The organism is Nocardia niigatensis NBRC 100131 (assembly GCF_000308655.1).
GTDB classification, from domain to species: Bacteria; Actinomycetota; Actinomycetes; order Mycobacteriales; family Mycobacteriaceae; genus Nocardia; species Nocardia niigatensis.
Map to the genome: position 1 here is coordinate 1 of NZ_BAGC01000059.1, position 18,919 is coordinate 18,919.

The following is an 18,919-nucleotide window of genomic DNA, read 5'->3' on the forward strand; positions in this document are numbered from 1 at the left end:
AAACTGTCGCGTGTAATACTCCGCTCGGGCTCGAGCAGGGTTGGTAGAACACGTTCTAATATAGGTGGCGTCGCGTCGGGTGGGCATCGCGATGTGACGCCACCTTCAGTGTGCCTCGAGTGTGAGAACTGTCTCGCGTCGGCACCAGCGCGCACCGCTGTGAGACCGGTCTCCCGGATTCACTCGAGGACACCTACCGTAATCCCTATGGTGCGGACTCTCATCCTGATGCGGCACGGCAAATCCGGATACCCCGAGGGCGTGCAGGACCATGAGCGCCCACTCGCCCCGCGCGGGCGGCGCGAGGCGGCCCTGGCGGGCGACTGGCTGCGCGCCGCCCAGCCGCGGATCGACGCCGTCCTCTGTTCCACTTCGACGCGGACGCGGGAGACCTTGGCGGCTACCGGCATCACCGCGCCGGTGACGTTCGAGAGCTCGATCTACGAGGCGTCCCCGCACGTGATCATCGAGATGCTGCAACTCACCGATGATGCCGTGGAAACCCTGCTGGTCGTCGGCCACTCCCCCGGAATGCCGTGGACGGCATGGGAATTGGCGGCCAACCGGCATTCCGGCGCGGCCGAGGAGTTGAGCGCGAAGTTCCCCACCTCGGCGCTGGCGGTCATCGAGTTCGACCGCCCGTGGGCAGCCGCCGACCCGGGCACGGGTGAACTGGTGAGATTCCACGTACCGCGGTAGGTCGGCCCGCCCCGGCACGGCCGCGCTCAGCCGAGTAGCTTGCCCTTCCACACCACGACACCGCCGAAGATCAGCAGGAGCAGCAGCGCCGGCCAGAAGCCGAGCAGCCACCACACCACGCCGAGCACCACCACCACGGGCAGCGCCGCGATAGCCGTGATCACCGGTTGTTCCTTGGCCGTCTCCAGGGCCGAGCGGGCCCTGATCCGATCCACGTCTTTTCCAGCCATGTCCCCAGGGTAGGCCCGGAACGGCCCGGTCGCGCCGCTCATTCGAGCTTCGCACCCCCGGTAGGCTTGCTTGGAGTGCACTCCAACCCAGTAGCGTCGTGGATGGTTCGGCAGGAAGGGGCGCGACCGATGAACGCAGCACCGGTACAACAGCGGGATCCGGCGACACAGAGCACCGCGGAGCTGGAGCGGCCGCGGTATTCGATCGGCGAGGTCTCCGATCGCTGCGGCCTGACCCGGGACACGCTGCGCTGGTACGAGCGCATCGGGCTGATGGACTACGTGGGCCGCGACCACTCGGGCCAGCGCCGGTTCAGCGACCGGGACCTCGGGTGGCTGGCCTTCATCGGGAAGCTGCGGCTCACCGGCATGTCGGTGGCCGACATGGTCAAGTACGCGGAGCTGGTGCGGGCCGGGGAGCACACCTACCCGGAGCGGCTCGAGATGTTCCGGCGGACCCGCGCCGAGGTGCTCACCCAGATCGCGGAACTCCAGTCCACGCTGGTCGTCCTCGACCACAAGATCGAGCTCTACGGCGGCGGTCAGCCCTGTGATCCGCCGGCCCGGTCGAACGGCGCCGCCCGCCAAGGAAACTGAGCACCGGGTCAGCCGATCTGGATGGAGCGCTTGGCCATTCCGTACCAGAAGCCGTCGATGGCGGTGTGCTGTGTGGACAGCTCGTCCGCGCCCGCGCCGAGGGTGACGAACAGCGGCGCGAAATGCTCGGTGCGCGGGTGGGCGCGGCGAGCGTCGGGGGCGGTGCGCTCGAAGTCGAGCAGCGCGTCGATGTCCCCGGCGGCCAGCGCCTCGTCACCCCAGTGGTCGAATTCCCTGGACCAGCCGGGTGCGAAGTCGGCCGGCCGGGAGAAGTTCGCCTCGCGCAGGTTGTGCGTGAAGAAGCCGCTGCCCAGGATGAGCACGCCCTCGTCGCGCAGCGGGGCGAGACGGCGCCCGAGATCGTAGAGACCGACCGGATCCAGTGTCGGCAGGGACAGTTGCAGGACCGGGATGTCGGCGCCGGGGTACATCTCGACGAGCGGCACGTACGCGCCATGGTCGAGTCCGCGGGTCGGCGCCTCGTGCACCGGCTGCCCCGGACGGCCCAGCAGCGCACGGACTTTCGCGGCCAGATCCGGTGCGCCGGGGGCGGGGTAGCGCACCCGGTAGTAGTGCTCGGGGAAGCCCCAGAAGTCGTAGAGCAGCGGCACCGTGGTGGTCGCGCCGAGGGTGACGGGCGCGTCCTCCCAGTGCGCGGAGACCACCAGAACGGCGGCGGGAGTGGGCAGTTCGGCCGACCAGGCGGCCAGCTGGCCGGGCCAGACCGGATCGTCGGCCAGGGGCGGCGCGCCGTGGCTCAGATAGAGCACCGGCATGCGGTCCGTCCGCTCGTGAGTCACGGCCTGGGACATGGTTCTTCCTCTCGATCTCAGCCACGGAACTTGATGGTCGACTCAGCCGACGAGCCGGATGGTGTGCCCGGTGTGTTCGGCCTTGGCGCGCAGGTAGCGCAGGTTGTCGGGGTTGGCGTGGACGCCGGTCTGGACGGTGTCGCGCACGGTGACGCCGAGGGTGGTCAGCTGGCGCACCTTGTCGGGATTGTTGGTGAGCAGGTCGAGTTCGCCGACGCCGAGGGCGGTCAGCATCTGGGCGGCCGCGGTGTAGTCGCGGGCGTCCTCGTCGAAGCCGAGTTCGGTATTGGCCTGGTAGGTGTCCAGGCCGGCGTCCTGCAGGGCGTAGGCGTCGAGCTTGTTGTAGAGCCCGATGTCGCGGCCCTCCTGGCGCAGGTAGAGCAGGATGCCGCCGGCGCCGGAGATGAGTTCGACGGCCTCGCGCAGCTGCGGCCCGCAGTCGCAGCGGGCGGAGCCGAAGACGTCGCCGGTGAGGCATTCCGAGTGCAGCCGCACCAGGGGCGTGCCGAGTCCGGGGTCGGGCTCGCCGAGCACCAGCGCGACGTGCTCACGGCCGTCGGCCAGGCCGTCGAAGGTGATCGCCTGCGCGGTGGTCGAGTAGCCGTCCGCGAAGGTCAGCGGAATCCGGACGCGGGTGCGGACAGTCGCCCCGACGAAGGTGCTGCTCATGATTCCTCCTGAGGCCGAGTACCGCTCTTTGAACGAAGCACAGTGTTCAAATTTGAACGGCTGCGAGCGCGAGGTTATTCCAACCCGAACGACCGGCGGTAACCTGGGCAGATGACACGCTGGCTGACCCAGGCGGAGCGGGAGGCCTGGCTGGCCTACCTGAATGCCGCCGGCCTGCTGGAACGCCACCTGGGCAGGCAGCTCGAGCGGGACTCCGGGCTCTCCCATCTGCAGTACGAGATCCTGGTCCGCCTGGCCGCCGCTCCCGACAGCGAACTGCGCATGACCGAGCTCGCCGCCGATCTGGTCAATTCCAAGAGCAAGCTCACCTATCAGGTCGACCAGCTGGAGAAGGCCGGGCTGGTGCGCCGCCGCACCTGCAGCCAGGATCTGCGCGCCGTCTACGCGCGGCTCACCGATCTCGGGCACGAACGCCTCGAGCAGGCCGCGCCCGGCCACGTCGAGACCGTGCGCGAGTTCTTCATCGACGCCTTCACCCCGGACCAGCTGGCCGCGGTCGCGGCCGGGTTCGGCGAAGTCGGCCGCCGGCTGCGGGAGTCATCGGAGTAGCCGGAAGGGCTTCGGGCAGATCGGGTTCCGGCTCGCAGGGCACGGTCACGTCGTCCCGCCGGCACGCCGGTAGCCCGCGCCGGCGGGTGCGTTCGGCGATCTGGTCGCCGAGGCGATTGCCCATGGGGCCGAGACGTTTTCGATCGTGGCGTTCTCGCTGGGCACCGTGGTGGCCATCTCGGCGGCCATGTCGTGATGGTCGAGCAGCCCGGGGCCCGGCACGCCGCTCGCCCTCGACTTCTTCGCCCGGCCGGGGGCGGGCGCCGCACCGGCGGCACGCTGAGTTCACCTGGATGACCCGATCCGAAACGCCAATATTCCGACCGGAAGGCACGGTTCATGTTCTCGGCTTACGATGCAGCCACTATGCAGTCGCCTGTAACTCACGACCGGGTGTGGATCGACAAGCAGACCCCCGAGGTCTTCCACGCGCTCAACAGCCTCGCCTTCGCGGTGCGGAATGCCGCCGTGGCAGCGGATCTGGACCGCGCGGTCGTGGAACTGGTGAATGTGCGCGTCTCCCAGCTGACCGGTTGCCCGTTCTGCCTGGACCTGCATTCCCGGTCCGCCCGCGAAGCCGGTATCACCCAGCAGCAATTGGATGTGCTGACCGTCTGGAGCCGCAGTCCGTACCTGTTCACGGAACTGCAGCGGGCCGCGCTCTCGGTGGCCGAGACGGTCACTTCATTGCCGGATGAGGAGACCATGCAGCGTGAGTATGCTGCTGCGCGGCAACATTTGTCGGATGACCAGATGTCCGTTCTCATCTGGGCTGCGACCACTATCGGCGCGTTCAATCGTGTGTCGATTATGAGCAGACATCCGGTGCGGGTGCGGAAGGAGAACTGAACAATGAGCGAACAGGCCGTGGCGGCCGCCGTCGTTCGCAACGACGCGCAACACCGGTACGAGGTGTGGTACGGGAATTCGCTCGCCGGGTTCAGCGAGTACCGCGAGCGCGACGACAACGACACCACCTTCATCCATACCGAGGTGGACCAGGAATTCAGCGGCAAAGGCCTCGCGAATCTGCTCGCGCAGGAGGCGATCAAGGACGTCATCGCCCGCGGCCGCGTCATCGTGGCCCGCTGCCCGTTCATCAAGGGCTGGTTGGACAAGCACCCGGAATTCGACGAACACGTCGTGGGCAAGGGGATCAAGAGGTGATCAGGGAGGAGCGGAAATGAGTGATCTGGAACCGCGTCCGGAGGAGTCGCTGTGCGAATCCTCGGGCCGGCCCGGACCGCGCGCGGAGTTCTTTCCGGCGCGGGAGGTGCCGCTGGGCGGCGTGCGCGGGGTGACCGTCTTCCGGACGCTGCCGCAACGCGACCTGCCGACCGTCGGCGCGTGGTGCTTCCTGGATCATTTCGGCTCCGGCTCCGCGGCCAATCCCGAAGGGCACGATATCGATCCGCATCCGCACATCGGATTGCAGACGGTCACCTGGCCGCTGGACGGGCGCATCCGGCACCGCGACAGCGTGGGCTCGGATGTGGAGATCGAGCCCGGTCAGCTGAACATCATGACCTCGGGACACGGCATCGCGCACTCGGAATACCGGGTGCCGGGCCATGTCTCGGGACACGGGCTGCAGTTGTGGGTGGCGCTGCCGAACGAATCCCGGGATATCGCACCGCATTTCGAGCAGCACCGCGAGCTGCCGGAATTCGCGATCGCGGGGGTCGCCGGCACCGTGCTGATCGGGTCGCTGGGCGGGGTCACCTCCCCGGCGACCGCCTACACCCCGATCGTGGGCGCGGACCTGCGCGTCGAGGGCGGAGCGGACGCGGAGCTGCCGCTGAACCCGGAATTCGAGCACGCGGTGCTGGTGATCGCGGGCGCGCTGAGTGTCGACGGCACCGTGGTCGAGCCCGGCAGCCTGTTCTATCTGGGCAGCGATCGGGACCGGATCCGGCTGCACGACACCGCGGGCGCGCATCTGCTGCTGCTCGGCGGTGAACCGTTCGGCGAGGACCTGGTCATGTGGTGGAACTTCGTGGCGCGCAGCCACGAGGAGATCGAGCAGGCCCGCAACGACTGGGAGAAGCACGATGTCGGCCGTTTCGCCGATATCGCCGGGCACACCCCGGAGCAGCGGATCCCGGCGCCGCCGCTGCCCGGCTTGCATCTGAAGCCGCGCAAGCGCCGGTGCGGCGTGCCGCACGAGTGAGCGGTCAGCGGCTCGTCATGGACTGAGTTCCGATGACGCGCAACAGATCCAGTTTCTCCTGGGTGTCGGTGCCGGGCGCGGGGTAGTAGATCAGGACGTGCCGGGTGGCGCTGGGTGTGAGCAGCGGTTCGCAGATCAGGTCCAGCACACCGACTTCCGGGTGGATCATGCGTTTGGTGTGCCCGCGTCCGCTCCCCACCTCGTGCTCGGTCCACAGCCGCTCGAACTCCGGGCTGGCGGCCCGCAGCCGGGCCACCAGCTCGGTCACGTCGGCGTCCCCGGCGCGGCGGGCGGCGGTGGCCCGCAGATCGGCAACGTGCTTGTGGCTCATGGCATCCCAGTCCGCCTCGGGGAAGATGCGGCGGGTGTCCGCTTCGGTGAACCAGCGCCACGGAACACAGCGATCCAGGCCCCGGCGCTGCGAGTAATCCCCCGACAGCAGGGTGTGCATGCGGTTCTGTAACAGCACCTCCCCCAGGTCCGAGATGACCACGGCCGGAGTGTCGTCCAGCTTGGACAGCACGTGCACGATGCCGGGACCCACATGGCTGTCGCCGCCGCGCGCCGGAGCCTGATGCCCGGAAAGGTGGTAGAGGTGGTCGCGCTCGGTGTCGGTCAGGCGCAGCGCCCGGGCCAGCGCGGCGAGCACCTGCACCGACGGCCGCGGGCCACGGGCCTGCTCCAGCCGGGTGTAGTAGTCGGTCGACATGCCCGCGAGCATGGCGACCTCGTCGCGGCGCAGACCGGGGGTGCGGCGGCGCGCGCCCGGCGGCAGCCCGACGGTGCCGGGTCGCAGCTGTTCACGGCGGCGGCGCAGGAAATCTGCCAGCTCGGTTCGATCCACCTCACCACTGTCCCCCGTCGCCGGCCCGGTAGCCAGGTATCGGCAGTCCCAGCCTCCGCGCGAATTCATCCCCAGCCGTCCACAACCGGGGCCGGACGGTCCACCGGCCGTAACCAGGGATCGCCGGTCCCCGGATCGACGCTCCTCTCCCGGACCGCGTGAAGTGGGCGCAATGTTGTCAGCATGACCACGAACCTCAGCACCGTCCAGCTCGGCATTACCGGGCCCGCCGTCTCCCGCCTGGCCCTCGGGGCCATGGGCATGTCCGGCATGTACGGCACCGCCGACGACGCCGTGTCGATCGCCACCGTGCACGCCGCCCTGGACTCCGGCGCGAACCTCATCGACACCGGCGACTTCTACGGCATGGGCCACAACGAACTGCTCATCCGGCAGGCGCTGGCCGACCACAAGCGCGAGGACATCCTGCTCAGCGTGAAGTACGGCGCGCTGCGTGGACCCGACAACAGCTTCGGCGGCGTCGACACCCGGCCGGCGGCCACCAAGAACTTCCTCGCCTACTCGCTGCAGCGGCTGGGCACCGACTACATCGACGTCTACCGGCCCGCCCGGCTGGACCCGAACATCCCGATCGAGGAGACCATCGGCGGTCTGGCCGAGTTGGTGCAGGCCGGGTACATCCGCCACATCGGCCTGTCGGAGGTGGGCGCGGAGACGCTGCGCCGCGCCGCGGCCGTGCACCCGATCGTGGACCTGCAGATCGAGTACTCCCTGATCTCACGCGGCATCGAGGCCGAAATCCTGCCTGTCGCAAGGGAACTCGGAATCGGCATCACCGCCTACGGGGTGCTGTCCCGCGGCCTGCTGAGCGATTCGCTGCGGCCCGGGCAGCAGTTCGCGCCGTCGGACTTCCGTGCCCACAGCCCGCGCTTCCAGGGCGAGAACCTCGACGCCAACCTGCAGCTGGTCGACGCGCTGGCGAAGATCGCGGCCGAGCACCAGGTGAGCGTGGCCCAGCTGGCCATCGCCTGGGTGCTGTCGCGGGGCACCGATATCGTGCCGCTGATCGGCGCACGGAAGCCGGAACGCTGGTCCGAAGCCGTTGCGGCGGTGGACATCCGGCTGTCCGAGGCCGAGCTGGCCACCATCGAGGCGGCCGTGCCCGCCGAGCGGGTGGCGGGCGGGCGCTACGCGCCGGCGCAGATGGCCATGCTCGACAGTGAGCGCTGACCCGGATTCACTGCCGGGGCGTCACTTCCGGCGCGGCCGGATCACCGCGGTGAAGGCCGCGCGGGCCACGGGTTTGCCGGTGACGTCGGCGATCGTCACCGGCACCTCGAGCTCGATCTCGGTGCGGGATTCGATGTTCGCGCGGGTCTCGGCGATGGTCTCCGGCGTCAGCTCGGCGGTGGCGCTGAACGGGCCCGCCTCGCCCTTGGCGCGGGCCAGGTATTCGATGCGGCCGTCACGGGCGACGATGAAGGTGTCGGCGAGCAGGTCCACGATGCCGGAGATGGACGCGCCCATGGCGGCCGTCTCGGCCAGGCCGAACAGCAGGGCGGCGTGGATGTCGCCATTGTGGTTGAAGTGCTCGGGCCGCGCGGCCATGCGGACCACATTGCGGCCCGGCGCGTAGTCCACGCCCTCGATGCCGGTGAACTGGATGAAGCCGAGCTTCTGGAAGCCCGCCATCACCATCTCGCCCATGGCGGCGTTGGCCTCGTCCTTGGTAGCGCTGTCCATCGCGTCTCCTGCCCGGAAATTGAAACCTGTTCCAATTTCATACCGGGCTGGACGCCGCTTTGTCCACGGCGGCTTGCCGCCCGGGCTCGGCAGCGGCTACCCGCCGCTCAGCCCACCACCCGGCCGGCCAGCCCCAGCGTCTCGGCGGTCCGGGCCATGGTCTGCCGCGCCAGCCGCGGATCCTTGGCCAGACTCTGCCCCAGCGTCGGCATCAGCTCGCGCAGCCGCGGCTCCCAGAGCCGGGAATAGCGCGGGAAGCAACGCTCCAGCACCTCCAGCATGATCACCGGGGCGGTCGCGGCGCCCGGCGCCGCGCCCAGCACCGCCGCGATCGAACCATCCTGCGCGGCAACGACTTCCGTCCCGAACTCCAGCACGCCGCCGCGCTCCGGATCCGGCTTCACCAGCTGGGCGCGCTGTCCCGCGGTGATCAGCGTCCAGTCCTCGGCGCGCGCCCCGGGAACGAATTCCCGCAGGGCGGCCAGCTTCTTCTTCCGGGTCGACGCCAATTGCCCGACCAGCAACCGCATCAGCTCGGAATTCGACTTCACCGTGGCCGCGATCGGGCCGGCATTGGCCGGCCGCACGGACGCCGCGGCATCCAGGATCGAACCGCGTTTCAGGAAGCGGGGATTCGCGCCCGCGTACGGACCGAACAGCAGCGCGCGATCACCGTTCACCACCCGGGAATCCAAGTGCGGCATGGAAATCGACGGCGCACCCGCCGGCGCACTGCCGTAGACCTTCGCGTCGTGCTCGGCAACCACATCGGGTTTGTCGCAGCGCAGGAATCGGCCGCTGACCGGCAGCAGGCCATAGCCGCGCACCTCCGGGACCCCGGCCCGCTGCAGGATCTTCAGCGCCCAGCCGCCCGCCCCTGCGAAGACGAAGCGCGCGTCCACCTTTCGCGTGAGGCGGTCGTTGTCGGTGCGCCAGTCGACCCGCAACTGCCAGGTGCCGTCATTGTTGCGGCGCAGTCCGCGCACCTCGCAATTGCGGTGGATCTCGACATCCTGCCAGCGCAGCCAATGGAACAGCTGTACCGTCAGCTCACCGAAATCGACATCACTGCCGGTGATATCGCGGGTCGCGGCGATCGGCTCCGTGTCGTCACGGCCGGCGGTCAGCAGCGGCGCCCACTCGGCAATGACCTTCGGGTCGTCGCTGAATCGCATATTCGCGAAAAGATGATGCGCGGACATCGTTTCGTGGCGGCGGCGCAGGAAATCCACTTCCCGCCGACCCCGCGCCAGTGTCATGTGCGGCACCGGATTGATGAAGGTCTCCGGCTTGCGCAGCACCCCGGATTCCACCAGCGACGCCCACAACTGCCGGGTCAGCTGGAACTGCTCATTGAGTTCGAGCGCCGGCTCGATATCGATGGTGCCGTCGGGATTCTGGGGGGTGTAATCGAGTTCGCACAGTCCGGCATGCCCGGTACCCGAATTGTTCCAGGCCGCAGACGCTTCGGAGCCCACCTCGGGCAATCGCTCGTAGACCGCGATGGTCCAGCTGGGTTCCAGATGCTTGATCAGCATCGCGAGCGTCGCGCTCATAATGCCGCCGCCGATCAGCACGACATCGTATGGCCGCAGCGGCAGTTGTGTTCTCATCGTCATTACCTGGAAACCCCGATTGAACTCGTACAGCGTACGGGCACGCTAGCACCATCCACCGGCCCGCCAGGGCGGCGCAGCAAACCTTATCGTCCAACCCGGCCCGGCGCACGCGGAGTTACCGGCCCGGTTGCGACATCGTTCGAAAGCATCCTATATTGGCCACAATCCAAGAGATGCTCTCCGGAAGTTGTGCCGCAGAATGAGAGCATCCGCCTCCGGAGAGGCGCGGAGTGGGCGGCGAAACAGTTGTGCCCACTCATCTCTCCATGGAGGACATCCCCATGCACATCGGTCTCGGACTTCCCATTTCCGAACCCACCTCCCTGCTCGACTGGGCGCGCCGCGCCGACGCCGGCCCCTTCTCCACCCTCGGCCTGCTCGACCGGCTGGTCTACGACAATCCCGAACCGCTCGTCGCCCTCGGCGTGCTCGCCGGCGCGACCACCCGCGTCAGGCTGCAGACCGAGGTGCTCATCGCACCCCTGCGCGATCCGGCCCTGCTCGCCAAACAGGCCGCCACCCTGGACGTGCTGTCCGGCGGGCGCTTCGTACTGGGCCTCGGTGTGGGCGGTCGCGCCGACGATCACGAGGCCTCCGGCACCGAGCTCCGCACCCGCGGCCGGCGCCTCGACCAGCAGATCGGCCTCATGCGTGAGCTCTGGGCGGGCAAACCGTTCAGTTCGAGCTGCGGGCCCATCGGCCCCGCGCCGCGCTCGCCCCTCGGTCCTGAACTGCTCTTCGGCGGCTTCCAGCCCGCCGCCCTGGATCGGGTCGGCCGCTGGGGCGGCGGCTTCCTCGCGGCCGCCGCGCCCTCCTGGGCAGGCGGGCTCTTCGACACGGCCCGCCGCTCCTGGACCGAGCACGGCCGCGCGGGCGCGCCCCGCATCGTCGCCCAGGTGAACGTCGCGCTCGGCCCGGACGCCGGGCTCGACGACGCCCGCGCGTCGATGGGCGCGTACTACGAGTTCTCCGGCCGCGCCGACCAGATGCTCGCCGGCATGCTCACCACGCCCGCCGAAATCCGCGACGCCATCCGGCAATTCGGCGACCTCGGCGCCGACGAGGTGATGCTGTACTGCTACGGCCGCGATGCCGACCAGGTGGATCGGCTGGCCGACGTGATCAGCTGACCGTCTTGCGGGCGCGGTACGCCGCGACCGCGTTGCGATTGGTGCAGGCCGTGGAGCAGTAGCGGCGAGACCTGTTGCGGGACAGGTCGAGCACGATGCCCGCGCAGGTCTCGTCCGCGCAGATGGCGAGCCGGGAGAGCTCGTCGGCGCGAATCAGGTCGATCATCGCCATGGCGGTCTCGACGGCCATCCGGACGTCGAGCGGCGCCTCGGGCGGGACCGCGTGGATGTGGTAGTCGAGGCCGTCGTGGCGGACCAGCCGCGGCACCGCGTGATGCTCGGCCAGGATGGCGTTCACCAGGTCGACGGCGGCGTCGCGGCCGGCGGTGAGCAGGCGGCGCAGCGGGGCGCGCTGGGCCCGGACGGCCGTCAGCTCGGCCCGGGTGCGGGCGTGAACGCCGGTGTAACCGTGCTTGACGAAAAACTCGTCCAGCTGGGCGATCTCGGTCAGGGTGTCCGGTTCCTCGGCCGAGTTCACCAGCTCCACCGCCGCTGCCATGGCCGCCACCGTGTCATCAGCGAAAATCACTTTGACAGATTACACCTCGGCGGCTTAGCGTCATTGGTCATGGCAGCTGTGACCAATGACAGAGCGGTGGTGGCGAACCGGCTGCGGTCCGGACTGCTCTGCGCCGTCCTGTCGGCGGCCTCGTTCGGGCTTTCCGGCCCGCTGGCCCGCGGGCTCATCGACGCCGGCTGGAGTCCCGCCGCCGTGGTCATCGTCCGGGTCCTGCTGGGCGCGCTCGTGCTGCTGCCCATGGCCGCGGCGCAACTGCGCGGCGACTGGAAACTACTGCGCCGCAATGCCGCCCTGCTCGCGGGCTACGGCCTGCTCGCCGTCGCCACCGCGCAGCTCGCCTATTTCAACGCCGTCGCGCACATGGATGTCGCGGTGGCGCTGCTCATCGAATACACCGCGCCCATCGCGGTGGTGGTGTGGCTGTGGCTGCGGCACAGCCAGAAACCAGGGCGCGCAACCATTCTCGGCGCCATCATCGGCGTGACCGGCCTGATCCTGGTGCTCGACCTGAACTCCGGCACCGACACCAGCTGGATCGGCATCGCCTGGGCGCTGGGCGCGATGGTCGGCGCGGCAGCGTATTTCATCCTCTCCGCGCACGCCGGGGACCAGGTGCCCGGCACCGTGCTGGCCACCGGCGGACTGCTGGTCGGCGGGCTCGGGATTCTGGCCGCCGGGCTGATCGGGGTCGTGCCACTGCACGCCACCACGGCGCCCGTCGCGTTCCAGGGCTTCATCGCGGACTGGTGGGCACCACTGCTCGCGCTCGGCGTGATCACCGCCGCCGTCTCGTACGTCACCGGCATCGCCGCCACCCGGCTGCTCGGCTCACGGCTGGCCTCCTTCGCCGCGCTCGGCGAGGTGCTGGCCGCCATTCTCTTCTCCTGGGCACTGCTCGGCCAGGCGCCCGCCCCCATCCAATTGCTCGGTGGCGCATTGATTCTCATCGGCGTGGTGGTGGTCCGGCTCGGGGAGCCCGCGGACGACCCCCACGCGAGCGACACGCCGCACTCCTGACACGGGCACTGACCTGCCCATTTCATTTATCCAGTGCGCTTGTGCGCCATAACCCTTCACATCTCGAGTTGGTAACGGTAGTTTGTCGCAAATGTCGGGGAACCAGTCCGCAACTCGAGGGAAACCACGATGGTTATAACCAAATACATTGCGCCCGCCCTGCTTTGCCTGACCGTGACCACCGTCGCTGGCACCGCAACCGCCGAACCGGCCCAGGCTCCCGCGCAACCCGCCCTGCAGATCAAGGGCACCGATCACAACATCGGCTATGACGTGGCCCTCACCGCCGACCACCGCTCCGCGGTCAGCACCCTGCAGGCCGGGCACTTCCTCGCCACCTGGGACGGCGACGCCGTCATCGTCACCAACGACGACGGCGTGCTGGTCTCCACCGTCCCGCTGAAGTACGACATCGACGGCAGGACAGCCGAATTCACCCCGGTCATCGATCAGGACAACCGACGCCTCACCCTCACCCCTATCGCGGAATCCGACACCCCGGTCCGTGAGGTCGACGCCCAGCAGCACTTCTTCGACGTGGTCCAGGCCAACCTGCCCGCCGTCGCCACCGGCGCGGCCATCGGCGCCACCATCGGCTTCATCGCCGGCTTCCCCCTCGGCCTTTTCGTCCTCGACTTCATCACCGCGCCCCTGCTCGCCGTCGTCGGCGGCGTCGTGGGCGGCGCGATCGGCCTCCAGCAGTCCGGCGGCCGGCAGGCCACCGACGCGGCCCTCAGCTACGTCGACACCCTGGCCCCCGGGACCGCCAACCTCTTCCGCCCCGCCTTCGCCGCCCTCTCCGCCCCGCAACCGGCGAACTGACCCGCCCCGCACCACGATTCGGCCCGCGCTCCTCGTCAGAACGCGGGCCGATCGCCGTCCAGGGTCAGTTCAGGAATCTCATCGAATCCACGGGCATGCTGCCGCCCCAGTGGTACCACCAGACATTCATCTCGCCGGCGAGATCGAATTTCAGGGTGTGCCCGCTCCCCGGGCCGTCGATGATCGTCCACAGCCCGTTGGGCCGGCCGATCACGGTGCTGACACTGCCGTCGTCCCAGGCGAATTGACCCGTCGACGGCGCGTCGAGGCTATTGAACGGCAAGTCGGCGCTGAAATGGCCCGAACCGATGCCGGGCAGCAGCGAACTGGCACAACCCCACACATCCGCCGCGCGCCGCACACTCTGGCCGACGCTGCCGGTACCCGGAATCATGGTGCCGCTCATCAGTCCACCGTGCTGACAGCCATTGAGTCCGCCATCCGGATCCGCTGCCGTCTGCGGCGCCGACAGGAACAGCGCCGCCATCCCGAAAACAACCGCGACGACGCCACGGCGAGCAGAGACCACACGACCAACCGACATGTCAGCTCCTCGCGGACCGGGACTGGTTACATCGCCGCAACCAGCATAAACCCGCGATCCGGACACCGGACGCGAAAAGACTTCGGCCCCCGCTCCGATCGGAGCGGGGGCCGAATCCTATTGCCTGCCTATGGCGCTCAGCGGTAGTCGCTGAAGCCGTAGTCGTCCAGCGGAACCGCGGCACCGGTCGAGGCGCCGAAGCCCTCCGGGCTGTAGTAGCTGTCGTCGTAGGACGGGACAGCGTACGCGGCCTGGCGGGCCTCCTCGGTCGGCTGAACCTGGATGTTGCGGTACCGGTTGATGCCGGTACCGGCCGGGATCAGCTTACCGATGATCACATTCTCCTTCAGGCCGATCAGCTTGTCGGAGCGGCAGTTGATCGCGGCGTCCGTGAGCACGCGGGTGGTCTCCTGGAAGGAGGCCGCCGACAGCCACGAATCGGTCGCGAGCGACGCCTTGGTGATACCCATGAGCACCGGACGACCCGAGGCGGGTTCGCCACCCTCCGCGACCACGCGGCGGTTGGAGGACTCGAACTCGGCACGCTCCACCAGCGAACCCGGGAGGAACTCGGTCGCACCCGAATCGATGATGGTGACGCGACGCAGCATCTGACGGACGATCACCTCGATGTGCTTGTCGTGGATGGACACACCCTGCGAGCGGTACACCTCCTGGACCTCGTGGACCAGGTGGACCTGCACCTGACGCGGACCCATCACGCGCAGCACCTCGTGCGGATCGGCCGAGCCCTCGAGCAGCTGCTGACCGACCTCGACGTGGTCACCGTCGGCCAGGAGACGCTCGGAGCCGTCCTCGTGCTTGAACACCCGCAGACGCTGACGCTTCGACAGCTTGTCGTAGAGCACCTCGTCCGAACCGTCGTCCGGAATGATGGTGATCTTGTAGAAGCGGTCGTCGTCCTCGAGCCGCACGCGACCCGACACCTCGGCGATGGGGGCCTTGCCCTTGGGCACACGAGCTTCGAAGAGCTCCTGAACTCGGGGCAGACCACCCGTGATGTCGTCACCCGCGACACCACCCTGGTGGAAGGTACGCATGGTCAGCTGGGTACCGGGCTCACCGATGGACTGGGCGGCGACGATACCGACGGCCTCACCGATGTCCACCAGCTTGCCGGTCGCCATCGAGCGGCCATAGCAGGTGGCGCACACGCCGGTGCCGGTGGTGCAGGTCAGCACGGAGCGGACCTTCACCTCGGTGATGCCGGCCTCGAGCAGCGCCTCCAGGGCGGGGTCGCCCAGGTCGTGGCCCTTCTCGACCACCACGTTGCCCTTGGCGTCCACCGCGTCGGTGGCCAGCGTCCGGGCGTAGGTGCTGGTCTCGACGTGGGCGTCCCGGATGAGCGAGCCGTCGGCCTGCTTCTCCGCGATCGGCACCACGATGCCGCGCTCGGTGCCACAGTCGGTCTCGCGCACGATGACGTCCTGCGACACGTCCACCAGACGACGGGTCAGGTAACCCGAGTCGGCGGTACGAAGCGCGGTGTCGGCCAGACCCTTTCGCGCACCGTGGGTGTTGATGAAGTACTCCAGAACCGTCAGGCCCTCACGGAAGGAGGACTTGATCGGCTGCGGGATGAACTCACCCTTCGGGTTCGTCACCAGACCCTTCATGCCCGCGAGGGTTCGCGTCTGCGTGAAGTTACCGGTCGCGCCCGAGTCGACGATCGTGATGATCGGGTTGTCGGCCGGGTAGTGCGCACGCAGCGCCTTACCGACCTCTTCGGTCGCTTCCTGCCAGATCTTGACCAGGGCGTTGTTGCGCTCCTGGTGATCGAGAGCACCACGCTGGTACTTCTTCTCGATCTGATCGGCCTGCGCGTCGTAACGCGCCATGATCTCCGCCTTCTCCGGCGGAACGAGCACGTCCGACATGGAGACGGTGACACCCGAACGCGTGGCCCAGTAGAAGCCCGCGTCCTTCAGCTTGTCGACGGTCTGCGCGACGACGATCATCGGATACCGCTCGGCGAGATCGTTGATGATCGCGGCCTGACGCTTCTTCGGCATCGGCTCGTCGACGAACGCGTAGTCCGCCGGGAGCAGGTCGTTGAAGAGCACGCGGCCCAGGGTGGTCTTGCAGATCCACGCGTCGCCACGCTGCCAGCCGTTCGGGAACAGCTCGGCCTCGACGTCCTTCGGCGGACGCTGGTTGGTCAGCCGGACCTTGATCAGCGAACGCACGGTCAGGTCGCCGCGGTCGACCGCCATCTGCGCCTCGGCGGGCGAAGCGTAGACGCCGAACTCGGCCGAATCCTTGGTGGCGGGCCGGTACTCGCCCTTCGCGCCCTCTTCCAGGCGAGTCAGGTAGTACAGGCCGGTCACCATGTCCAGACGCGGCATGGCGAGCGGGCGACCCGACGCCGGCGACAGGATGTTGTTCGAGGACAGCATCAGGATGCGGGCCTCGGCCTGCGCCTCCGCGGACAGCGGGAGGTGCACGGCCATCTGGTCACCGTCGAAGTCGGCGTTGAACGCCTCACACACGAGGGGGTGCAGCTGGATGGCCTTGCCTTCGACCAGCAGCGGCTCGAAGGCCTGGATACCCAGGCGGTGCAGGGTGGGCGCACGGTTCAGCAGCACCGGGTGCTCGGCGATGACCTCTTCGAGGACATCCCACACCTGGGGACGCTGACGCTCGACCATCCGCTTGGCGGACTTGATGTTCTGCGCGTGGTTCAGGTCGACCAGACGCTTCATGACGAACGGCTTGAACAGCTCGAGCGCCATCAGCTTGGGCAGACCACACTGGTGCAGCTTCAGCTGCGGACCGACCACGATGACCGAACGGCCCGAGTAGTCGACACGCTTACCGAGCAGGTTCTGACGGAAACGACCCTGCTTGCCCTTGAGCAGATCGCTCAGCGACTTCAGCGGGCGGTTACCCGGACCGGTGACCGGACGGCCGCGACGGCCGTTGTCGAACAGCGCGTCCACCGACTCCTGAAGCATGCGCTTCTCGTTGTTCACGATGATCTCGGGCGCACCCAGATCGATCAGTCGCTTCAAACGGTTGTTGCGGTTGATGACGCGGCGGTACAGGTCGTTCAGGTCGGAGGTCGCGAAGCGGCCACCGTCCAGCTGCACCATCGGGCGCAGCTCCGGCGGGATCACCGGCACGGCGTCGAGAACCATGCCCATCGGCGAGTTGCCGTTGGTCTGGAACGCGGCCACGACCTTCAGACGCTTCAGCGCGCGCAGCTTCTTCTGGCCCTTGCCCGTGCGAATGGTCTCGCGCAGGCTCTCGGCCTCGGCCTCGATGTCGAAGGTCTCCATGAGCTTCTGGATCGCCTCGGCACCCATGGCGCCGGTGAAGTACTCGCCGTAGCGGTCCTGCAGCTCGCGGTAGATCACCTCGTCGATGATCAGCTGCTTCTTGGCCAGCTTGGTGAAGGTGGTCCAGATCTCGTCGAGCCGGTCCAGTTCACGCTGGGCGCGGTCGCGCAGCTGACGCATCTCGCGCTCGCCGCCGTCCTTGACCTTGCGGCGGACGTCGGACTTGGCGCCCTCGGCCTCCAGCTCGGCCAGGTCGGCTTCCAGCTTCTGGGCGCGGGCCTCGAGGTCGGCGTCGCGCTGGTCGGCGACCGACTTCTTCTCGACCTCCATCTCGGCCTCGAGCGTGGACAGCTCGTTGTGACGCAGCTCGTCGTCGACCGCGGTGATCACGTACGCGGCGAAGTAGATGATCTTTTCCAGATCCTTCGGCGCGAGGTCGAGCAGGTAGCCCAGTCGCGACGGCACACCCTTGAAGTACCAGATGTGGGTGACCGGAGCGGCCAGCTCGATGTGGCCCATGCGCTCACGACGCACCTTGGCGCGAGTCACCTCGACACCACAGCGCTCGCAGATGATGCCCTTGAAGCGGACGCGCTTGTACTTACCGCAGTAGCACTCCCAGTCCCGGGTGGGACCGAAGATCTTCTCGCAGAAGAGGCCGTCCTTCTCCGGCTTCAACGTGCGGTAGTTGATGGTCTCCGGCTTCTTGACTTCACCAAACGACCAGTTACGAATGTCTTCGGCGGAGGCCAGGCCGATCCGGAGTTCATCGAAGAAGTTGACGTCTAGCACGTAACTTCCTTTCCCCTGTTCGGGTTGAGTTTGAGCAAAAGTTCGCTAAATCCGCTCGTAGCGACTGCTTGCAGGTCGCTCGAAACGGTCTGCCCGGGAGCGCTTTTCGATAATTCGTCGAGCACTCCCGGACCGATCGCTCACTGCGCCAGGTCGTCGACCGTCGCAGCCTCGTTGCGGGACAGGTTGATACCCAGGTTCGCCGCGGCGCGCTCCAGGTCCTCGTCGTCGCCATCGCGCATCTCGATGGCGGCGCCGTCCGAGGACAGCACCTCCACGTTGAGGCACAGGGACTGGAGTTCCTTGAGCAGCACCTTGAACGACTCCGGGATACCCGGCTCCGGAATGTTCTCGCCCTTGACGATCGCCTCGTACACCTTCACGCGGCCGACCACGTCGTCGGACTTGATGGTGAGGAGCTCCTGCAGGGTGTAGGCCGCGCCGTACGCCTGCATGGCCCAACATTCCATTTCACCGAAGCGCTGACCACCGAACTGCGCCTTACCACCCAGCGGCTGCTGCGTGATCATCGAGTACGGACCGGTCGAACGCGCGTGGATCTTGTCGTCGACCAGGTGGTGCAGCTTCAGGATGTACATGTAGCCCACGGACACCGGGTACGGGAACGGCTCGCCGGAGCGGCCGTCCAGCAGGATCGCCTTGCCGTCGTCGTTGATCATCCGCTCGCCGTCGCGGTTCGGCAGAGTCGAACCGAGCAGGCCGGTCAGCTCTTCCTCACGCGCACCGTCGAACACCGGGGTGGCGATGTTCGTGTCGGCGGGCTGTCCGATCATCTCGGCGGGCAGGTTCTTCGCCCAGTCCGGGGAACCGTCGACCTGCCAACCGGTCTTGGCGATGTAACCCAGGTGGGTTTCCAGCAC

At 68.0% G+C, this 18,919-nt stretch carries 21 protein-coding genes; 10 read left to right on the top strand and 11 right to left on the bottom strand.

Features of this window, described 5'->3' with window-relative positions; translation table 11 throughout:
- Window positions 1-207: 207 nt before the first annotated feature.
- Window positions 208-699: a SixA phosphatase family protein gene (locus tag ON33_RS27390; RefSeq protein WP_040861994.1), complete on the top strand. Its 492-nt coding sequence runs from the start codon at window positions 208-210 to the stop codon at window positions 697-699.
- 26 nt (window positions 700-725) lie between these two features.
- Here ON33_RS27390 and ON33_RS27395 read toward each other — a convergent pair whose 3' ends face one another.
- On the bottom strand, window positions 726-929 hold the full coding sequence (locus ON33_RS27395; RefSeq protein WP_040861995.1) for a hypothetical protein: 204 nt from the start codon (window positions 927-929) through the stop codon (window positions 726-728).
- 129 nt (window positions 930-1,058) lie between these two features.
- Between ON33_RS27395 and ON33_RS27400 the strand changes: the two genes are divergently transcribed.
- Window positions 1,059-1,526 carry a MerR family transcriptional regulator gene (locus ON33_RS27400; protein WP_051152899.1) on the top strand — a complete coding sequence of 156 codons (468 nt, stop codon included), beginning with the start codon at window positions 1,059-1,061 and terminating at the stop codon, window positions 1,524-1,526.
- An 8-nt stretch (window positions 1,527-1,534) separates the two neighbouring features.
- On the opposite strand, the gene ON33_RS27405 is transcribed toward ON33_RS27400, so the two are convergent.
- Both ON33_RS27405 and ON33_RS43610 read right to left on the bottom strand, forming a co-directional pair.
- Window positions 1,535-2,302, bottom strand: a complete 768-nt coding sequence (locus tag ON33_RS27405; RefSeq protein WP_083869345.1) for a dioxygenase family protein — start codon at window positions 2,300-2,302, stop codon at window positions 1,535-1,537.
- 78 nt (window positions 2,303-2,380) lie between these two features.
- Window positions 2,381-3,007, bottom strand: coding sequence for a GTP cyclohydrolase II (locus tag ON33_RS43610; RefSeq protein WP_040861997.1), 627 nt, complete (start codon window positions 3,005-3,007; stop codon window positions 2,381-2,383).
- Window positions 3,008-3,118: 111 nt separating this feature from the next.
- Here ON33_RS43610 and ON33_RS27415 point away from each other — a divergent pair, with 111 nt between their 5' ends.
- Window positions 3,119-3,577 (top strand): MarR family winged helix-turn-helix transcriptional regulator, encoded by a 459-nt coding sequence (locus ON33_RS27415; RefSeq protein ID WP_040861998.1) that lies wholly within the window; start codon window positions 3,119-3,121, stop codon window positions 3,575-3,577.
- 45 nt (window positions 3,578-3,622) lie between these two features.
- Here ON33_RS27415 and ON33_RS41715 read toward each other — a convergent pair whose 3' ends face one another.
- Window positions 3,623-3,799, bottom strand: a complete 177-nt coding sequence (locus ON33_RS41715) for a hypothetical protein (RefSeq protein ID WP_157184758.1) — start codon at window positions 3,797-3,799, stop codon at window positions 3,623-3,625.
- A 144-nt stretch (window positions 3,800-3,943) separates the two neighbouring features.
- Between ON33_RS41715 and ON33_RS27420 the strand changes: the two genes are divergently transcribed.
- The 3 genes from ON33_RS27420 to ON33_RS27430 are packed head-to-tail and all read left to right on the top strand — an operon-like array spanning window position 3,944 to window position 5,747.
- Window positions 3,944-4,426, top strand: coding sequence for a carboxymuconolactone decarboxylase family protein (locus tag ON33_RS27420; protein ID WP_040862010.1), 483 nt, complete (start codon window positions 3,944-3,946; stop codon window positions 4,424-4,426).
- A gap of 3 nt (window positions 4,427-4,429) precedes the next feature.
- Window positions 4,430-4,744 carry a GNAT family N-acetyltransferase gene (locus tag ON33_RS27425; RefSeq protein WP_040861999.1) on the top strand — a complete coding sequence of 105 codons (315 nt, stop codon included), beginning with the start codon at window positions 4,430-4,432 and terminating at the stop codon, window positions 4,742-4,744.
- Between the two features lie 16 nt (window positions 4,745-4,760).
- On the top strand, window positions 4,761-5,747 hold the full coding sequence (locus ON33_RS27430) for a pirin family protein (RefSeq protein WP_040862000.1): 987 nt from the start codon (window positions 4,761-4,763) through the stop codon (window positions 5,745-5,747).
- Window positions 5,748-5,751: 4 nt separating this feature from the next.
- On the opposite strand, the gene ON33_RS27435 is transcribed toward ON33_RS27430, so the two are convergent.
- The gene (locus ON33_RS27435) at window positions 5,752-6,591 is read right to left on the bottom strand and encodes a helix-turn-helix transcriptional regulator (RefSeq protein ID WP_040862001.1); all 840 of its coding nucleotides are present in this window, start codon (window positions 6,589-6,591) and stop codon (window positions 5,752-5,754) included.
- Window positions 6,592-6,774: 183 nt separating this feature from the next.
- Between ON33_RS27435 and ON33_RS27440 the strand changes: the two genes are divergently transcribed.
- Window positions 6,775-7,782 (top strand): aldo/keto reductase, encoded by a 1,008-nt coding sequence (locus ON33_RS27440; protein WP_040862002.1) that lies wholly within the window; start codon window positions 6,775-6,777, stop codon window positions 7,780-7,782.
- A gap of 21 nt (window positions 7,783-7,803) precedes the next feature.
- Here the strand turns inward: ON33_RS27440 and ON33_RS27445 are convergent, their stop codons facing one another.
- On the bottom strand, window positions 7,804-8,295 hold the full coding sequence (locus ON33_RS27445) for a PaaI family thioesterase (protein ID WP_040862003.1): 492 nt from the start codon (window positions 8,293-8,295) through the stop codon (window positions 7,804-7,806).
- Window positions 8,296-8,402: 107 nt separating this feature from the next.
- Window positions 8,403-9,908, bottom strand: a complete 1,506-nt coding sequence (mqo, locus tag ON33_RS27450; protein ID WP_040862011.1) for a malate dehydrogenase (quinone) — start codon at window positions 9,906-9,908, stop codon at window positions 8,403-8,405.
- Window positions 9,909-10,162: 254 nt separating this feature from the next.
- On the opposite strand from mqo, the gene ON33_RS27455 reads away from it, so the two are divergent.
- The gene (locus tag ON33_RS27455) at window positions 10,163-11,044 is read left to right on the top strand and encodes an LLM class flavin-dependent oxidoreductase (RefSeq protein WP_245550750.1); all 882 of its coding nucleotides are present in this window, start codon (window positions 10,163-10,165) and stop codon (window positions 11,042-11,044) included.
- On the opposite strand, the gene ON33_RS27460 is transcribed toward ON33_RS27455, so the two are convergent.
- The gene (locus ON33_RS27460) at window positions 11,037-11,573 is read right to left on the bottom strand and encodes a CGNR zinc finger domain-containing protein (RefSeq protein ID WP_040862004.1); all 537 of its coding nucleotides are present in this window, start codon (window positions 11,571-11,573) and stop codon (window positions 11,037-11,039) included. The genes ON33_RS27455 and ON33_RS27460 overlap by 8 nt on opposite strands.
- Before the next feature lie 39 nt (window positions 11,574-11,612).
- Between ON33_RS27460 and ON33_RS27465 the strand changes: the two genes are divergently transcribed.
- Both ON33_RS27465 and ON33_RS27470 read left to right on the top strand, forming a co-directional pair.
- Window positions 11,613-12,581 carry an EamA family transporter gene (locus ON33_RS27465; protein WP_040862005.1) on the top strand — a complete coding sequence of 323 codons (969 nt, stop codon included), beginning with the start codon at window positions 11,613-11,615 and terminating at the stop codon, window positions 12,579-12,581.
- 129 nt (window positions 12,582-12,710) lie between these two features.
- Window positions 12,711-13,403, top strand: a complete 693-nt coding sequence (locus tag ON33_RS27470; RefSeq protein ID WP_157184759.1) for a DUF8020 domain-containing protein — start codon at window positions 12,711-12,713, stop codon at window positions 13,401-13,403.
- A gap of 64 nt (window positions 13,404-13,467) precedes the next feature.
- On the opposite strand, the gene ON33_RS27475 is transcribed toward ON33_RS27470, so the two are convergent.
- From ON33_RS27475 to ON33_RS27485, 3 genes are all read right to left on the bottom strand, one after another.
- Window positions 13,468-13,947: a hypothetical protein gene (locus tag ON33_RS27475; RefSeq protein ID WP_157184760.1), complete on the bottom strand. Its 480-nt coding sequence runs from the start codon at window positions 13,945-13,947 to the stop codon at window positions 13,468-13,470.
- A 137-nt stretch (window positions 13,948-14,084) separates the two neighbouring features.
- Window positions 14,085-18,038: a DNA-directed RNA polymerase subunit beta' gene (locus ON33_RS27480; protein WP_040862007.1), complete on the bottom strand. Its 3,954-nt coding sequence runs from the start codon at window positions 18,036-18,038 to the stop codon at window positions 14,085-14,087.
- 140 nt (window positions 18,039-18,178) lie between these two features.
- Window positions 18,179-18,919 (bottom strand): DNA-directed RNA polymerase subunit beta (locus tag ON33_RS27485; protein WP_444543768.1); only part of this gene is annotated, 741 nt, incomplete at its 5' end.

What these genes read in the sequence shown, in the direction of transcription:
- ON33_RS27390 (WP_040861994.1), top strand. Translation starts at nt 208, where the DNA reads ATGGTGCGGACTCTCATCCTGATGCGGCACGGCAAATCCGGATACCCC.
- ON33_RS27395 (WP_040861995.1), bottom strand. Translation starts at nt 929, where the DNA reads ATGGCTGGAAAAGACGTGGATCGGATCAGGGCCCGCTCGGCCCTGGAG.
- ON33_RS27400 (WP_051152899.1), top strand. Translation starts at nt 1,059, where the DNA reads ATGAACGCAGCACCGGTACAACAGCGGGATCCGGCGACACAGAGCACC.
- ON33_RS27405 (WP_083869345.1), bottom strand. Translation starts at nt 2,302, where the DNA reads ATGCCGGTGCTCTATCTGAGCCACGGCGCGCCGCCCCTGGCCGACGAT.
- ON33_RS43610 (WP_040861997.1), bottom strand. Translation starts at nt 3,007, where the DNA reads ATGAGCAGCACCTTCGTCGGGGCGACTGTCCGCACCCGCGTCCGGATT.
- ON33_RS27415 (WP_040861998.1), top strand. Translation starts at nt 3,119, where the DNA reads ATGACACGCTGGCTGACCCAGGCGGAGCGGGAGGCCTGGCTGGCCTAC.
- ON33_RS27420 (WP_040862010.1), top strand. Translation starts at nt 3,944, where the DNA reads ATGCAGTCGCCTGTAACTCACGACCGGGTGTGGATCGACAAGCAGACC.
- ON33_RS27425 (WP_040861999.1), top strand. Translation starts at nt 4,430, where the DNA reads ATGAGCGAACAGGCCGTGGCGGCCGCCGTCGTTCGCAACGACGCGCAA.
- ON33_RS27430 (WP_040862000.1), top strand. Translation starts at nt 4,761, where the DNA reads ATGAGTGATCTGGAACCGCGTCCGGAGGAGTCGCTGTGCGAATCCTCG.
- ON33_RS27440 (WP_040862002.1), top strand. Translation starts at nt 6,775, where the DNA reads ATGACCACGAACCTCAGCACCGTCCAGCTCGGCATTACCGGGCCCGCC.
- ON33_RS27445 (WP_040862003.1), bottom strand. Translation starts at nt 8,295, where the DNA reads ATGGACAGCGCTACCAAGGACGAGGCCAACGCCGCCATGGGCGAGATG.
- mqo (WP_040862011.1), bottom strand. Translation starts at nt 9,908, where the DNA reads ATGAGAACACAACTGCCGCTGCGGCCATACGATGTCGTGCTGATCGGC.
- ON33_RS27465 (WP_040862005.1), top strand. Translation starts at nt 11,613, where the DNA reads ATGGCAGCTGTGACCAATGACAGAGCGGTGGTGGCGAACCGGCTGCGG.
- ON33_RS27470 (WP_157184759.1), top strand. Translation starts at nt 12,711, where the DNA reads ATGGTTATAACCAAATACATTGCGCCCGCCCTGCTTTGCCTGACCGTG.
- ON33_RS27475 (WP_157184760.1), bottom strand. Translation starts at nt 13,947, where the DNA reads ATGTCGGTTGGTCGTGTGGTCTCTGCTCGCCGTGGCGTCGTCGCGGTT.